The following is an 18,147-nucleotide window of genomic DNA, read 5'->3' as shown; positions in this document are numbered from 1 at the left end:
TTAAATATTTATAGATTATTTGTAATAAATTTTAAAAAAGAGAATTATATATAATATATAATTAATTCTCTGAATTAAAGGTTAATAAAAATAAAATCGATCATAAATCTTATTACGTTATTCTCAATATTAAGATAATTTCCACATGTTTTTCGCATAAAATAGTATTATAAAAACATAATAGTAAGAATTATTTTTTTATAAAAACCTTGATGATAGAGAAAGTGACCCCCATACTAACTAATATTCACGAATATAATTTTAAATTATTAAAAACCTTTTTATCTGATATGAAGACACAATGGCTACTAAAAGTTGAATAACCTAATTTATCAAAATATTTAAGTAGGAGTTATTAATGGGTAAAATTATTGGTATTGATTTAGGTACAACTAATTCTTGTGTTGCTATCATGGATGGCAAAAAAGCAAGAGTTTTAGAAAATTCAGAAGGTGATCGTACCACTCCTTCAATTATAGCATATACGCAAGATGGAGAAATTTTAGTAGGAAAACCAGCTAAACGTCAGGCTATAACTAATCCAAAAAATACGTTATTTGCAATAAAACGTTTAATTGGTAGAAAATTTAAGGATGAAGAAGTACAGCGTGATATTAAAATTATGCCATACAAAATTGTTACATCAGAAAATGGCGACGCATGGCTAGATATAAAAAACAAAAAAATGGCACCACCTCAAATATCTGCAGAAGTATTAAAAAAAATGAAAAAAACTGCAGAAGATTATTTAGGAGAAAGTATTACAGAAGCTGTAATTACAGTACCTGCTTATTTTAATGATGCCCAAAGACAAGCAACAAAAGATGCTGGTAGAATTGCAGGTCTAGAAGTAAAAAGAATAATTAATGAACCTACAGCCGCTGCATTGGCTTATGGTTTAGATAAAAGTAAAGGAAATAGTACCATTGCCGTTTATGATTTAGGAGGAGGAACTTTTGACATTTCTATCATCGAAATAGATGAAGTGGAAAAAGAAAAAACATTTGAAGTCTTAGCTACTAACGGTGATACCCATCTTGGGGGAGAAGATTTTGATAGTCGATTAATCAATTATTTAGTGAGAGAATTTAAAAAAGAACAGACTATTGATCTTAGAAATGATCCTTTAGCTATGCAACGTTTAAAAGAAGCTGCAGAAAAAGCAAAAATAGAATTATCTTCAGCACAACAAACCGATGTAAATTTACCGTATATTACAGCAGATTCACTTGGACCAAAACATTTAAATATTAAAGTTACCCGTTCCAAACTAGAATCTTTGGTTGAAGATTTAGTTGCACGTTCTATTGAACCATTAAAAGTAGCACTAAAAGATGCTAAATTATCTGTATCAGATATCAATGATGTGATCTTAGTAGGTGGTCAAACCAGAATGCCTATGGTGCAAAATAAAGTTGCTAATTTTTTTGGTAAAGAGCCTAGAAAAGATGTTAATCCTGATGAAGCAGTAGCTGTTGGCGCAGCTGTACAAGGTGGTGTGCTATCTGGAAATGTAAAAGATGTATTATTATTAGATGTTACTCCATTATCCCTAGGTATCGAAACCATGGGTGGCGTAATGACTTCTCTAATTAGTAAAAATACAACAGTACCAACAAAACATAGCCAAGTATTTTCTACAGCAGAAGATAATCAATCTGCAGTTACTATTCATGTTCTACAAGGAGAAAGAAAAAGAGCAAAAGATAATAAATCATTGGGACAATTTAATTTAGATGGAATACAATCAGCCCCCAGGGGAATGCCTCAAATTGAGGTGACTTTTGATATAGATGCAGATGGAATTTTACATGTATCAGCTAAAGACAAACACACAGGAAAAGAACAAAAAATAGCTATTAAAGCTTCTTCTGGACTAAATGAAGCAGAAATAAAGAAAATGATTTCTGATGCAGAAGCAAACACAGAAACAGATCGAAAATTTGAAGAATTAATCCAAATAAGAAATCAAGGCGATCAAATCTCACATAGTGTAAAAAAACAACTATCGGAACACCAAGATAAACTTGATGAAACCAGTAAAACAGAAATTAAAAAATCATTAGACCAACTAAATCAAGCATTACAAAAAGAAGATAAATCAGATATAGAAAGTAAAATACAAAAGGTTTTAGAAATCTCTGCAAAATTTATGGAAAAACACCAACAAAAACCACAAACAAATCAACCTAATACTCATCATAATTCTTCAAATAAAAACACAGAAAATGTTGTAGATGCAGAATTTGAAGAAATAAAAGATCCTAAAAAATAGTGTCTTCTATTATTTAACCACAGAATATAAATTCAATCATAAACTAGCACGGGCATAGGAAAAACCTACGCCCGTGCATGTGTATTACAAGCAGGGAAATAAAGCATGGCAAAAAAAGATTACTATCAAGTTTTGGGAGTAAATAATTCATCTGAAGAACGCGATATCAAAAAAGCATACAAACGACTAGCAATGAAATATCATCCTGATCGAAACCAAGGAGATAAAAATGCTGAAAAAAAATTTAAAGAAATAAAAGAAGCATATGAAATACTAACTGATCCAAAAAAAAGAACTGCTTATGATCAATACGGACATTCTGCTTTTGAGCAAGGAAGTACTAATAGCTCTTTTAGTCATAGTTTTAGCACTACAGCAGATTTTGGAGATATTTTTGGTGATGTATTTGGCGATATCTTTGGTAATGGTAGACAACAAAGAGCGAGACAGGGATCAGATTTAAGATATAATATGGAATTAACGTTAGAAGAAGCAGTACGCGGAATCACTAAAGAAATTACAATTCCCAGTTTACAAAAATGTAAAATGTGTCATGGTAGCGGTTCTAAATCAGGCTCCTTATCACAAAATTGTCCTTCTTGTCGTGGTAAAGGACAAATACATATTAGAAAAGGATTTTTTACTGTTCAACAAAATTGTTCTACGTGCCAAGGTAGTGGTTCTGTTATAAAAAGCCCCTGTAATATATGTCGAGGTGCAGGTCGAATTGAAAAATCGAAGATATTATCAGTAAAAATCCCTTCAGGAATAGATACCAATGATCAAATTCGTTTAAACAATGAAGGTGAAGCTGGTGCTAATGGAGCAAAATCAGGAGATCTATATGTTCAAATTAAAGTAAAAAAACATCCTATTTTTGAAAGAGAAGAAAATAACTTATATTGTGAAGTTCCCATTAACTTTTCTATGGCAGCATTAGGTGGAGAAATTGAAGTTCCAACGTTAGATGGAAGAGTTAAACTAAAGATACCAACCGAAACACAATCAGGAAAATTATTTCGCATTCGAGGAAGAGGGGTCAAATCAGTCCGAAGTGGTACCCAAGGAGACTTGCTTTGTCGTGTTGTTGTAGAAACTCCTGTCAATTTAAATGAGAAACAAAGATATTTATTACATGAGTTAGGAGAAAGTTTTGGAGGTTTCAAAGGAGAACGTAATAGTCCTAAATCAAAAAGATTTTTTGATGGTGTAAAAAGATTTTTTGATGAATTAAGAGGATACTAAATACTTAAAAGTATTGCTTTCCATGTTTAAATGGAAGCAATACTGTGAAATACATTTCAAAATAAAACCCATAAAATTATTTTTTTAACTTAAATTAATTTATTAATTTTTAATGCTAAATTAGATTTATGTCTGGCTGCTTTATTTTTGTGGACTAAACCTTTAGTAGCATATCGATCTAAAATAGGTACAAGTCTAGAAAAAATACTTTTTGCTAATTCTGCATTATTTTCATAAATTGCTGTATATGCTTTTTTTATAAAATTTCGAATCATTGAGCGTCTACTAACATTATGTAAACGACTTTTAAAAGATTTTTTAGAATCTTTTTTAGCTGATTTGATATTAGCCAAGAATTTTCTCCTAAATATTTAAATGATGATTTATATGTTAAATGAAATTAAGTTCAATTATTTTTCAATAAAAAAAAATAAAAAAATAAAAAATAAAATCTTTACATATATGACTACTTTTTATATAAAATTTATAAAAATAAAACGTAAGTGTATTTTAAAATTAGCATCTCACAATAAAGTTATTGAATAAAAAAAGATTAAAAATTAATCTAATAATGATATTTTAACTGTTAGTAATGTTGATACTATAAGATTTTTCGTCAATAGTTCTCTTATTTTATTTATAAAAAAAATATATAATTTCACATTATTAATTCCGAAATTATTTAGTAATAAAATCAGTAGTACGGCTATAAATCATACTAAATTAAATCAAGATTTTTAATTTACTCAATCCATAATTAGCTCAGATGTTATTTTAATATTCCAGACATCATAATATATTCACTAAAAAAAGAAAATAATTAATTTCTTTCTATTACTAATAGAAACTTTATCAAATAAAGTAACACCTATAAAAAATATATATAATCAGAACATATACATTGTTAAAAAATTTTAGAATTATTAATATTAGTATTAAATTTATTTTTTTTAATCCCACTAATAACTTAAAATTCATTTATTCGATATAAAAATTAATTTATATAAAAGAAAATAGAAGTGATATCATATAAAAATTAATAATAAAAAATTATTTTTTTAAATAAGTATTAAAAATTTTTGTAAAAAGATTCCAATAACTCTTAATTACTATAATAAATAATTACAACTGATATTGATATATGAGAATGTATATGAAAAATTATAAATTTACCTTAAATTTACCAATAACAAAATTTTCTATGAAAGGAAATCTATCTCAAAAAGAACCAGAAATAATAAAAAAATGGAAAAATAATAATTTATATAAAATTATAAGAATTGCTAAAAAAGGGAAGAAGAAATTTTTATTGCATGATGGTCCACCGTATGCAAATGGCAATATTCATCTTGGACATGCTGTTAACAAAATTTTAAAAGATATCATTATAAAATCAAAAAATCTATCAGGATTTGATGCTCCTTACACACCAACATGGGATTGTCATGGACTACCCATCGAACATAAAGTTGAGAATATTATTGGAAAACCAGGTAAGGACGTATCTTTTAAAGAATTTAGATCCTATTGCAGGAAATATGCAGAAAAACAAGTAAAAAAACAAAAAAAAGACTTTATACGTTTAGGAATATTAGGAGATTGGGACAATTCTTACTTAACTATGGATTTTAAAAACGAAGCTAATGTTATTCTTTCGCTATCTAAAATTATCAAAAAAGGATACATATATAAAGATTTTCGTCCAGTACATTGGTGTCTTGATTGTTCTTCTTCTCTAGCTGAAGCAGAAGTAGAATATTATGAGAAAATATCAGATTCTATTATTTTTATGCTAAAAACAAAAAATATTGATTTTATTAAAGAAATATTTAATCTTACTAAGATTAAATTAAAACAATCTAATATACTAATTTGGACCACCACACCTTGGAGTCTTCCTGCTTGCCGTGCGATTACATTACATCCAAATTTTGAGTATCAACTAATAAAAATAGAAAATAACACTATTATTATAGCAAAACATTTAGTTGAAGCAACACTAAAAAAAATAGGGATCTTGAAGTGGAAAATTATTGGGACTACAATAGGAAAAAAATTAGAAAATTTAGAATTTTCTCATCCATTTTTAAATTTTAATATACCTATTATACTAGCTACACACGTGACAAAAGATATGGGAACAGGTGCTATACATACTGCTCCTGATTACGGTCAAGAAGATTACGAAGTTTCTAAAAAATACGGAATAAAATTAACTAATATTATTGATTCTAAAGGATACTTTAAAAGAGATATACATCCAGCATTAAATAATTTAAATATATTTGAATCTAATAATATAATTATAGATATTTTAGAAAAAAATAAAATATTATTACATAAGTCTAATATTACACATAGTTATCCATATTGTTGGCGCCATAAAACACCTATTATTTCTAAAGCCACTCCGCAATGGTTTCTTGATATAGATCACATGAATTTAAGGGAAAAAACTAAAAAAGAAGTACAATATATTAACTGGATACCCACTTGGGGAAAAGAAAGAATGGAATCAATGATATCTAATCGTCCCGACTGGTGTATATCCAGACAAAGAACATGGGGCATTCCTATTACACTTTTTGTACATAAAGAAACCCGATGTCTTCATCCAAAAACCATTTTTTTAATTGAAAAAATAGCACAAAGAGTATCACTGGAAGGTATTCAAATATGGTGGGACCTGGAACTAAAAGATTTAATAAAAACAAATGATGCAAATCAATATGAAAAAATACTTGATGTGCTCGATGTATGGTTTGAATCTGGATCTATTCAAATATCAAAAATATATCAAGATATTAATCTCATAAACGATCAAGCTAATTTATATTTGGAAGGTTCAGACCAATATCGCGGTTGGTTTATGTCTTCTCTAATTGTCTCTATGGCAATTTCAGAGCAAACCCCTTATCATGAAATTATTACCCATGGATTTACAGTAGATGAAAATAAAAGAAAAATGTCTAAATCTATAGGAAATACTATTAGTCCAATTAGTATTATTGAAAATTTAGGTGCAGATATTTTACGTTTATGGGTTGCTTCTACTGATTATTCTAAAGATATGTTTATCTCGTATGAGATATTAAAACAATCGTCTGATTACTATAGAAGAATTAGAAATACTATCAGATTTTTTCTTGCAAATTTAAATCAATTTGATCCAAAAAAAGACTCTATTAACTTTGAAAATATGATTTATTTGGATCGATGGGCTATCTCAAAAACGTTAGAAACTCAAAAAAAAATTAAATACTTATACGATAAGTATAAATTTCATGAAGTTATAAAACTCCTCATTCATTTCTGTTCTATAGAAATGAGCGCTTTCTATCTGGATATTATTAAAGATCGCTTATACACAACAAAATATAAAAGTTATCCTAGAAAAAGTTGCCAAACAGCAATGTATTTAATATTGCAAGCTTTAGTAAGATGGATTTCTCCTATCCTATCATTTACTGCTGATGAAATATGGACATATTTACCAGACCAATATAATAAATGCCTATTTGCCGAAGAATGGTTCATTGATTTATTTAGTTTAGAAGATAATCAATTATTAAATAATGAAGATTGGAATACATTAATAATAATTAGAAATGAAGTCAATCATGTATTAGAACAAGCAAGATTGAATAAAAAAATTGGTACTTCTTTAGAAGCATCAATAATACTATACGTAGATACCGATACGAAGAAAAAATTAAAATTACTTGGTACAGAACTAAAATTTTTTTTCATCACTTCTGATTGTCAGGTAAAAGATTATATATCGGCACCATCTAGTGCTATAAAAAGTAAAATTATTAAAAATATTAAAATTGATTGTAATAAACATAAAGGGAAAAAATGCCTACGTTGCTGGCATTATGTCAATCATCTTGAATATAATCATTTATATTCCAATATATGTAGTAGATGTATTAAAAATACATCTAATTCTGGTGAAAAACGTGAATTTATATAATAAAATAATTATTTTTTTAAAAAAAAATTATTATATTCTTTTATTTTTAATAATTTCAATCAGTGATTTTAGTAGCAAACAATTTATTATAAATAATTTTTCATTACATGAATTCAAAATTATATTACCTATATTTAATTTTTTTTATATTAATAATTATGGAAGTGTATTCGGTATATTTTCTGACAGAAAAACATGGCAATATTGGTTTTTAATTATTTCTAATGTAATAATGATTACAGTGATTTTTAATATAATATATTCTTCTATAAGATATTATAAAAATAATTATTTATCTTATATTTTTATTATTAGTGGAGCAATAAGTAATTTATTAGATCGCATTACTCATGGTTTTATAGTAGATTTTATTGATTTACATATTTTTAATTGGCATTTTGCTACCTGCAATATTGCAGATATTAGTATTTTTATTGGAAGTGTATTATTAATTAAATGTAATTATTTTAAATAATTTTTATAAAAAATTAATCAATACAAATTATATATAAATATTTACTAAATAGTTATTTTTAAAAAACCAAAAAACAGTAAATAATATTATCACTAATCTATTAAAAATGTTGGGCATATTGGTTGATGTCAAATATAAAATAATACATAATCAATACGTCATTAATCATTTACGTTAGTAAAAACAATTTTATTACAAAAACTTTCTAGCATATCTACTGATCTTTTTCATATTTTATTTTCATAAAATATGAAAAAATGATTAAAAAAGTATTAAAAGACGTTTAACTATATTTAATAAAATCCGTTAATCAGTCAAATGATATATTTAAAAATTTAATAAATCATTAAAGAATCAATCTTATTTAATGAGATAAAAACTATCAAAGTAAAAATAATATCAGAAAAGATAAAAATTTAGGACATCATGCGTATATTAAAGATAAAAAACAATACAAAATAATCTTTAATAATAAAAAATTTTTTATGGTAAAAAAATATCTTGGTGCATCATACAACAACCACACCTAAATTTTATTAAAAAAATTATAAACATTATCAATGTAAAAAAATAATATTAAATTAAATAAAAATAAAAAAATTAAATCAAAGTATGATAAAAATTTTTACAATTTGGTAATAGAACTCAATAAACTCATAAGTACAATAATAATTTAGTATCAAAAAATTAAAAAGAGAAAAGTAATTAACAAAAATATAAATTTTCAATTGATCATATTATAAAAAAGTTAATAGTGTATATATTTATCATATTAATAACGATGCATCACATTTTTATATATAATATTGCATTGAATATAATTATTAAATTTTCATTATTTATACAATACCAAAAGGGAATCAAAAATGAAAAATAAACTAATAAGATTAGGTATTTCTGGTGCTTTAGGAAGAATGGGAAAAACGTTAATAAAAGAAATCATTAAAAAAAAAACAATTGTTTTAAACTCTGTCTTAGTAAATAAGGAAAATACATACATTCAAGATGATATAGGAGAAATATTAAATATCGGTAAAATAGGTTTAAATACTAGTCATTATTTAGAAAAAGAAATTAATAATTTTGATGTTCTTATCGATTTTAGTACTCCTGAAAATACCATAAAAAACTTAGGTATATGCGAAAAATATAAAAAAAATATGGTTATCGGAACTACTGGATTTTCTAAAATAGAACAGAACAAAATTCAATCTGTTAGTAAAAATATCGGTATTGTATTAAGTTCAAATTTTAGTATAGGAATTAATATTATTTTAAAAATGTTAGAAATAACAGTACAAGCTATAAATCATGATACCGATATTGAAATTATCGAATCACATCATAAAAATAAAATAGATGCCCCCTCAGGAACTGCTTTAACCATAGGAGAAACAATAGCAAAAAAAATGAAATGGAATCTAGACCGCTATTCTTTATATAGAAAAAAAGGATTAATTGGTTCTCGAGAAAAACAAAAAATTGGATTTTCTATGATTAGAGCAGGTGATATTGTTGGAGAACATACTATTATATTTGCTAATATAGGAGAACGTCTAGAAATTAGCCATAAAGCAAGCAGCAGAATTCCTTTTGCACAGGGAGCTATTCAAGCAGCTACGTGGCTATATACAAAAAAAATAGGATTTTTTACCATGCAAGATGTACTAAATGTTTAATTCATCTTCAACTTAAAATATAAAAAAGGAGAATAATTTGCATAAATCGGCAACATTAATTTTACAAGATGGAACAATTTTTTATGGTCAATCAATAGGTATATCAGGTTTCACTATTGGTGAAATTGTATTTAATACATCTATGACTGGTTATCAAGAAATCCTAACAGATCCTTCTTATTCACATCAAATAATTACCTTTACACATCCTCATATTGGTAATGTTGGTACTAACATCGTTGATGTGGAATCTAATAAAATTCATATAAGAGGATTGATCATTAAAGACATTTCTTTAATATCTAGTAATTATCGATCTTCATGTAATCTCCAAAATTATCTTAAAAAAAATAAAGTTATTTCTATTGCTAATATTGATACAAGAAAATTAACACGAATATTACGTCAAAATGGCTCTCAACATGGATGTATTTTTACTGAAGACACAATTGATCTCTCTACAGCTATTGAAAAAAATAAAAAATTTTTAAGTCTTGAAGGAATGGATTTAGCTAAAAAAGTATCTACTAATTTTACTTATAAATGGAATCATGATAAATCTATCAAACAAGAAAAAAAATTTTGTCATGTTATAGTGTATGATTATGGTGTAAAAAAAAATATATTATCTATATTATCAAGTAAAGGATGTAAATTAACCATTGTTCCAGCACAAACTCCTGCAGAAGAGGTGCTAAAACTATCTCCCGATGGTATTTTTTTATCAAATGGACCAGGAGATCCTAGAGCATGTATTTATGCCATTACTGCAATAAAAATATTTTTAAAAAAAAATATACCTATTTTTGGAATTTGTTTAGGATATCAATTATTAGCATTAGCTAATGGTGCTAAAATTATAAAAATGAAATTTGGGCATCATGGTTCTAATCATCCAGTAAAAGATATTTTAAAAAATAAGGTAATGATTACTACTCAAAATCATAATTTTACTGTCGATCCTGATAATATACCAAGAAATATAGAAATTACACATAAATCTCTTTTTGACAATTCACTACAAGGGATTCATCTAAAAGATAAAGCAGCATTTGGATTTCAAGGACACCCAGAGGCCAGTCCTGGTCCTCAGGACGCCATGCCTTTATTTAATCATTTCATGATGTTAATAAAAAATAATATGAATAATATTAATATTTAGGAAAATAATTACAATGCCAAAACAAAAAGATATAAAATCTATCTTAATTTTAGGAGCTGGACCAATTGTAATTGGACAAGCATGCGAATTTGATTATTCAGGTGTACAAGCTTGTAAAGCACTTAAAGAAGAAGGATTAAGAATCATTTTAGTTAATTCTAACCCAGCTACAATTATGACTGATCCAGATATGGCTGATGCCACGTACATTGAACCGATTAACTGGAAAATCGTTGAAAAAATTATAAAAAGAGAAAAACCAGATGCATTATTACCTACTATGGGTGGACAAACTGCTTTAAATTGCACCTTGGAATTAGAAGAAAAAGGAATTTTATCAAAATTTAACGTTAAAATTATAGGAGCAACTATTAATGCAATTAAGAAAGCAGAAAATCGTTCGTTATTTGAAAAATCAATAAAAAAACTTAATTTAGAAACTCCTAAATCAGGGATAGCACATAATACGGAAGAAGCTATCAATATTTCTAAAAAAATAGGATTTCCATGTATTATTCGTCCTTCTTTTACAATGGGCGGTAGTGGCGGAGGTATTGCATATAACCATGAGGAATTTAAAGAAATATGTGAAACAGGTTTTAAATTGTCACCTATTCAAGAACTTTTGATTGATGAATCCCTTATCGGATGGAAGGAATATGAAATGGAAGTTATCAGAGATAAAAATAATAATTGTATTATAGTTTGTTCAATTGAAAATTTCGATCCAATGGGTATACATACTGGAGATTCTATTACTGTTGCTCCAGCACAAACACTAACGGATAAAGAATATCAAATCATGAGAAATGCATCTATAGATATTTTACGAGAAATTGGTGTAGAAACAGGAGGATCTAACGTTCAATTTGCTATTCATCCTAAAAATGGAAAAATGGTTGTTATTGAAATGAATCCAAGAGTATCGAGATCATCAGCATTAGCTTCTAAAGCAACTGGATTTCCAATAGCTAAAATTGCTGCTAAGTTATCAATTGGATATACTCTTGATGAGTTAAAAAACGATATTACAGGAATGAATATAACCGCTTCATTTGAACCAGCTATAGATTATATAGTAACTAAAATTCCTCGATTTAATTTTGAAAAATTTTCAGGATGCAATGATAGACTGACAACTCAAATGAAATCTGTTGGTGAAGTAATGGCAATTGGTCGTACTTTTCAAGAATCGATACAAAAAGCTATTAGAGGATTAGAAATCGGATATCATGGATTGGAATCTAAATTCAACAAAAAAAATAAACTATCATCCTCTAAAATTAAATATGAACTAAAAGAAGCAGGTTCCGAACGTATCTGGTATATTGCTGATGCTTTTAGAATGGGTATGTCTATAGAATATGTATATAATTTAACATCAATTGATAAATGGTTTCTAATACAAATTCAAGAACTGGTATATTTAGAAAAAAAAATAGAAAAAAAAGGCATAAAAGGATTAAATTATTTTTTTCTTAAATTATTAAAACAAAAAGGATTTTCTGACGCACGTATAGCAAATTTGCTTAAAATATATGAAAAAGAGATAAGACAAATTCGTTACCAACTAAATCTACATCCAGTATATAAACGAATAGATTCTTGTGCTGCTGAATTTTCCACCGAAACTGCATACTTATATTCTACCTGGGAAGAAGAATGTGAATCTAATCCAAATAAAAAAAATAAAAAAGTAATAATTCTAGGTGGTGGCCCTAATCGAATAGGCCAAGGTATTGAGTTTGATTATTGTTGCGTACACGCTGCATTAGCTTTACGAGAAGATGGTTTTGAAACAATTATGATCAATTGTAATCCAGAAACAGTATCTACTGACTTCGATGTTTCTGATCGTTTATATTTTGAACCTCTAACTCTTGAAAATATCTTAGAAATAGTAAAAATAGAAAAACCTTATGGTGTAATTATACAGTTTGGAGGCCAAACACCATTAAAACTAGCTAATTCATTTTTAGAAGAAGGAGTTCCAATTATCGGCACCACTCCAGATTCTATTGATCAAGCAGAAGATCGAAACCGTTTTCAAAAAATTGTATCAATGTTAAACTTAAAACAACCATTAAATACAATAGTTACCACTTTAAAAGAAGCAAAAAGAAAATCTAAAGAAATCGGATTTCCCATTATGGTTAGACCATCTTATGTTTTAGGTGGAAGAGAAATGGAAATTTTTTATAATATTGAAAATCTTGAGAAATATTTTAATAATAAATTAAAAAATAATACTAAAATGTTTCTTGATCATTATTTAGAAAATGCCATAGAAATAGATGTCGATGCTATTTGTGATGGGAAAAATGTATTAATAGGTGGTATTATGGAACATATAGAACAAGCAGGAGTACATTCAGGAGACTCAGCTTGCTCTTTACCTACTTATACATTAGATATGAAAATACAAGATTCTATTAGAAAACAAGTAAAAAAGCTCGCTATTGCATTATCAGTAAAAGGTTTAATGAACGTACAATTTGCTGTTAAAAATAAAGAAATATATATTATAGAAGTGAATCCAAGAGCATCTAGAAGTGTTCCATTTGTATCCAAAGCAATAGGAATATCATTAGCAAAAATTGCCGCACGAGTTATGTGTGGAAAAACCTTAATGGAACAAGGATATATAAAAGAAATTATTCCTGATCATTATTCTGTAAAAGAAGTGGTGCTACCATTTAATAAATTTCCAGGAGTTAGTCCAATACTTGGTCCAGAAATGAGATCTACAGGAGAGGTGATGGGGATAGGTAAAAATTTTTCAGAAGCATTTTCTAAAGCCATGCTAGGAGCTCACATTGATATGAAAAAATTAGGAAGAGTTCTAATTTCCGTCAAAACTAAAGATCAAAAAAACGTTATAAACTTAGCAATAAAACTAAAAAAAATAGGTTTTAAATTAGACACTACCTTAAAAACAAATATAGCTTTAAGAAAAGCTGGTATTTATTCTAGATTAGTTAACAAAATACACGAAGGTCGTCCAGATATACGAGATCGATTAAAAAATAGAGAATACGTTTACATAGTTAATACAACTGAATCTTATCAATCTATTAATCAAAACGAATTAATTTGCCAAAGTGCTCTACAATATAAAGTCCACTATGATACTACGTTAAATGGAGCTTTCGCTACTGTGATGGCAATATCTAAAAATCCTATAAAGGATATATTATCCTTACAAGAAATCCATAAAAAAATATAATTTTTTTATTATATAATAGATAAATATTATGATTAGTATAATTGCTGCTATATCTAACAACCAAGTTATTGGTAATATGAATAAACTACCATGGAACGTTCCTAAAGACCTTGCATGGTTTAAAAAACATACGCTATATAAAAGTGTTATCATGGGACGAGTAACATGGGAATCAATCGGAAAAATATTACCTATGAGAGAGAATATTGTAGTAAGTAAAAAAAAAATTAAAAAAGATGGAGTAATCTCGGCTAATTCTATTGATCAAGCTATAAAATTAGCGCAATATAAAAAAGAAATCATGATCATTGGAGGAGGTAGTATTTATGCACAAATATTATATAAAATCGATAAATTATATTTAACTCATATTAATATTCATGTTACGGGAGATACTTATTTTCCAAATTATAAAAAAATAAAATGGAATACTGTATTAAATGAATATCATTATGCTGATAAAATTACTAATTGTGATTATCAATTCCAAATATTAAAAAGAAAAAATAAAAAATAATATATTACTTATTTACTAAGCAATCTTGAGAAAAATAAATTTTATCTTCTAAATATATCATACTTAATTTTTTTCCCCAACAACATCCTGTATCTAATGCATAAATATTATATGGCAAATTATCATCTAATAGAGATGACCAGTGTCCAAAAAAAATAGTATATTTTTTATGTATATTGTTACCAACAGAAAACCAAGGTTGTAGTGGCAACGTAAACTTTGACGGAGATTCTTTGCAAACCATATTTAAATCACCATTTGGATATAAATAACGCATACGCGTAAACACATTAACAATAAAACGTAAACGATTAAATCCTGTAAGATTCGTAGTACAATTATTTAAATTATTTTCATACAATAAATGTAAAAAAATCAGATAGTCTTCACTGGACAATATTGATTCTATTTCTCTAGCACACCTTATTAAGGTGTCTAAATTCCATTTAGGATAAATTCCAGCATGAGACATAATAATTTTTTTTTCTTCATCTATCTGCAACAAAGGTTGCTTACGCAACCAAGACATCAATACTTTAACATCTTTATATTTTAAAACATCAGTAACAAAATCTTCTTTTTTATTATTATTAATCCCATAATATACCGATAATAAATATAAATCATGATTACCTAGTACTATTTTAACTCTGTCTCCGAGAGAATATAAAAAACACAATACATCTAATGAGTTAGCACCTCGACATACCAAATCACCTGTACACCAAAGTGTATCCTTGTCTACATTAAATGATACTTGACGTAATAATAACTTTAATTGATTAAAACAACCGTGTATATCACCTACAAGATATGTACTCATTTAAAAATCCAAAATTATTTTTTTATTGTTTTTAATATCATTTAAATTAAATTTAATTTAAATGATATTACTTCATTATTAAATAGTAAGCTAACTTTAAATACTGTGATACCGTTACATTTTCTGCTCTTAACGTAGGATTAACTCCTAATTTTATTAATGTTTCAACATTAAAAAATTTAGATAAACTATGACGTAATATTTTTCTTCTTTGCCCAAATGCTTCATTTGTTATTTTTTCTAAAACCTTAATATCATTAATGAATACAGGAAATGTTACATGAGGAATTAATCTAACAAAAACTGAATCTATCTTTGGAGTAGGTAAAAAAGAATTTGGAAATACAGTTAATAATGGTATTACATCACAATAATACTGAGTTATTACACTTAAACGACCATAACATTTATTTCCAGGCGAAGCGGATAAACGATAGGCCACTTCTTTTTGAAACATAAAATGCATATCTTCAATAATACTACAAGATTTAAAAAGATATAAAATTAATTGAATAGAAATATTATATGGTAAATTACCAAAAATACGTATATTTTTATTTTTTTTATTGAAAATATCTAAAAAATTAAAATTAATAGCATTACTTGCAAATATTTTTAATTTCTTTGCAAATGAAGTTTCTAACAAATAGTTAACTAAATCAGTATCCAGTTCAATTACATATAATTCTTCTAAGAATTCACACATTGGTTGTGTTAATGCAGCTAAACCTGGTCCTATTTCTACAATATTATCTTGCAATTTCGGGTTAATATGCTTAACTATTTGATTAATAATATCTTTTTCTATAAGAAAATGTTGACCTAATTTTTTATTAGGTCTATGACTTCTAAAATACTTCATTCTATTTATTAACATAATAACTATAATTATATTTATAATAAATACACTAAATGTATGTTTTTGAAAAATAAATTTATTTCTTAATTTATAAAAATATTATCACAATGATTAATACCGTATTTATTACTATTAAGTAATATGATTACATATTTTAGTGTTTTTATTTTTATATATTCATATTCGATATTCAGTATTTATTTTATATAATTATTCTAATCTGTCCAACTTTATATTTGATAAATATATTATTAAAAATTTTTTTAAAAAATTAATATTAATTAATATAATTATACTTTATATCATATATTGGTAAAAATATTTATTTTATAAATCATATACATAGAATATTAATTCTATCAAGAATAATTATAGATAATATATACAATATATATTATCATTTATTTATTTTCATATAATAATTACTTCTGTTATTCTTAAATAAAAGTTACAGTTCGGAGATATTTTATTGAATATTGCTTATAATAAATTCCGACGTAATTCATTTATTAATTTATATTCAGTACACCATATTTATTTAAAAAATAAAGATATTTATTCGTATAAAAATAAATTTAAAATAATTAATACTAATTTATAAGAAATAAAACCCATGGAATCTTGGTTAACATATATCATTACAAAATCTCTTTCTTATTTATATATTATAGTATTTGTTGTATCTTTTTTAGAATCTTTAACACTTATAGGATTATTTCTACCAGGTATCGTATTAATGGCTGGTTTAGGAACATTAATTGGACATGGATCCTTAAACTTCTATTCATCTTGGATAGCTGGTATCATAGGCTGTTCACTTGGAGACTGGACTTCTTATTATATTGGCTGGCGTTTCAAAAATTGGTTGCACAATTTATCTCTATTAAAAAAACATCAATTCATCTTAAAAAAAATTAAGAATACTTTATATAAACATAATATCATTACTATATTAATAGGACGATTTATTGGTCCAACAAGACCTTTAGTACCGATGGTTTGTGGAATGTTAAAATTACCATTAAAAAAGTTTATTATACCAAGTATAATTGGATGTTTACTATGGCCTCCTATATATTTTTTACCCGGTGTTCTGGCTGGAATAGTAATAAATACTCCTTTTGATCAAATAAATAATAATTTTAAATGGTGTATCTTAGCTATTTTATCTTTAATTTGGTTTACATTATGGATATCATGGAGATGGTGGAAGTTTAAAAAATATGGTTATATAATATTTTCATTATCTGAAAAAAAAATGAAATATTTAACTATGATTAGCACATTAATAAGCATTATTAGTATAATATCTATACAATTTCATCCTGAAATGAAAGTTTTTCAAAAAACTTTAGGAATAATATTTTTATAAACATAAAAAATAAATTAATTTTATATTGTATATAAAATAGTAATATTAATTTTATTAATAGTAGTTTACTATAATTAAACATCGGCACAAAATAGTATTAATCTATTAAGATTAATACCTTATTATAGCATAATAATCAAAGACGCTACGTGCCGACGTATTAAAAACTATGCATTATATTCAAAATATTAAACATATAAAAAATCAATATGTAACAATTTAGGTTTAAACGAATGTCTTTGAATAGATTTAATTTTTACTAAATATTTTATACCCTCTAATACTAAATAACAATTTTTTTTGTAAAAATTATGTTTTAATTGCATATTAAACACACTATCATGATCTAATTCAATAGCAAGATTATGTTTTTTTTTCCCATAAAGAATAGCTGGTAATTTATGTTTTAAACGCAGACATCTACTAGCACTTTTCCCTTTTTTATTTCTTATTTTACCATCAATGATAAACATAATGAGTTCTCATAAAGTTAATATAAATATATAATATATTAATAATAAATAAAAATAAAATGTCA

13 protein-coding genes are annotated in these 18,147 nt (G+C 26.0%); 9 read left to right on the top strand and 4 right to left on the bottom strand.

Annotated features, from left to right (window positions below; translation table 11 throughout):
- The first annotated feature begins 358 nt into the window (after nt 1-358).
- Together dnaK and dnaJ are read left to right on the top strand one after the other, a co-directional pair.
- Entirely contained in the window at nt 359-2,275 is a 1,917-nt protein-coding gene (gene dnaK / locus AB4W65_RS00715; protein ID WP_367673714.1) for a molecular chaperone DnaK, read from the top strand.
- Nucleotides 2,276-2,380: 105 nt separating this feature from the next.
- Nucleotides 2,381-3,520: a molecular chaperone DnaJ gene (gene dnaJ, locus AB4W65_RS00710; protein WP_367673713.1), complete on the top strand. Its 1,140-nt coding sequence runs from the start codon at nt 2,381-2,383 to the stop codon at nt 3,518-3,520.
- An 89-nt stretch (nt 3,521-3,609) separates the two neighbouring features.
- Here the strand turns inward: dnaJ and rpsT are convergent, their stop codons facing one another.
- The gene (rpsT, locus tag AB4W65_RS00705) at nt 3,610-3,873 is read right to left on the bottom strand and encodes a 30S ribosomal protein S20 (protein ID WP_367673712.1); all 264 of its coding nucleotides are present in this window, start codon (nt 3,871-3,873) and stop codon (nt 3,610-3,612) included.
- Nucleotides 3,874-4,673: 800 nt separating this feature from the next.
- On the opposite strand from rpsT, the gene ileS reads away from it, so the two are divergent.
- From ileS to folA, 6 genes are all read left to right on the top strand, one after another.
- Complete coding sequence (ileS, locus tag AB4W65_RS00700; protein ID WP_367673711.1) at nt 4,674-7,496, top strand: isoleucine--tRNA ligase; 2,823 nt, start codon at nt 4,674-4,676, stop codon at nt 7,494-7,496.
- Nucleotides 7,483-7,971 carry a signal peptidase II gene (gene lspA, locus AB4W65_RS00695; protein ID WP_367673710.1) on the top strand — a complete coding sequence of 163 codons (489 nt, stop codon included), beginning with the start codon at nt 7,483-7,485 and terminating at the stop codon, nt 7,969-7,971. The genes ileS and lspA overlap by 14 nt, the downstream gene beginning before the upstream one ends.
- Before the next feature lie 866 nt (nt 7,972-8,837).
- A complete protein-coding gene (dapB, locus tag AB4W65_RS00690; RefSeq protein ID WP_367673709.1) occupies nt 8,838-9,650 on the top strand; it encodes a 4-hydroxy-tetrahydrodipicolinate reductase in 813 nt (270 codons plus the stop codon).
- 37 nt (nt 9,651-9,687) lie between these two features.
- Nucleotides 9,688-10,812 carry a glutamine-hydrolyzing carbamoyl-phosphate synthase small subunit gene (gene carA / locus AB4W65_RS00685; RefSeq protein WP_367673708.1) on the top strand — a complete coding sequence of 375 codons (1,125 nt, stop codon included), beginning with the start codon at nt 9,688-9,690 and terminating at the stop codon, nt 10,810-10,812.
- Between the two features lie 13 nt (nt 10,813-10,825).
- On the top strand, nt 10,826-14,038 hold the full coding sequence (gene carB, locus AB4W65_RS00680; RefSeq protein WP_367673707.1) for a carbamoyl-phosphate synthase large subunit: 3,213 nt from the start codon (nt 10,826-10,828) through the stop codon (nt 14,036-14,038).
- Between the two features lie 28 nt (nt 14,039-14,066).
- A complete protein-coding gene (gene folA, locus AB4W65_RS00675; RefSeq protein ID WP_367673706.1) occupies nt 14,067-14,555 on the top strand; it encodes a type 3 dihydrofolate reductase in 489 nt (162 codons plus the stop codon).
- Between the two features lie 4 nt (nt 14,556-14,559).
- On the opposite strand, the gene apaH is transcribed toward folA, so the two are convergent.
- On the bottom strand, nt 14,560-15,378 hold the full coding sequence (apaH, locus tag AB4W65_RS00670; RefSeq protein WP_367673705.1) for a bis(5'-nucleosyl)-tetraphosphatase (symmetrical) ApaH: 819 nt from the start codon (nt 15,376-15,378) through the stop codon (nt 14,560-14,562).
- Between the two features lie 67 nt (nt 15,379-15,445).
- Nucleotides 15,446-16,255 (bottom strand): 16S rRNA (adenine(1518)-N(6)/adenine(1519)-N(6))-dimethyltransferase RsmA, encoded by an 810-nt coding sequence (rsmA, locus tag AB4W65_RS00665; protein ID WP_367673704.1) that lies wholly within the window; start codon nt 16,253-16,255, stop codon nt 15,446-15,448.
- A 595-nt stretch (nt 16,256-16,850) separates the two neighbouring features.
- On the opposite strand from rsmA, the gene AB4W65_RS00660 reads away from it, so the two are divergent.
- Complete coding sequence (locus tag AB4W65_RS00660; RefSeq protein ID WP_367673703.1) at nt 16,851-17,609, top strand: DedA family protein; 759 nt, start codon at nt 16,851-16,853, stop codon at nt 17,607-17,609.
- A 188-nt stretch (nt 17,610-17,797) separates the two neighbouring features.
- Here AB4W65_RS00660 and rplY read toward each other — a convergent pair whose 3' ends face one another.
- Complete coding sequence (gene rplY / locus AB4W65_RS00655; RefSeq protein ID WP_367673702.1) at nt 17,798-18,082, bottom strand: 50S ribosomal protein L25; 285 nt, start codon at nt 18,080-18,082, stop codon at nt 17,798-17,800.
- Nucleotides 18,083-18,147 lie beyond the last annotated feature (65 nt).

The organism is Buchnera aphidicola (Pemphigus populi) (assembly GCF_964058935.1).
GTDB classification, from domain to species: Bacteria; Pseudomonadota; Gammaproteobacteria; order Enterobacterales; family Enterobacteriaceae; genus Buchnera_C; species Buchnera_C aphidicola_D.
This window is presented reverse-complemented; position numbering and strand designations above follow the sequence as displayed.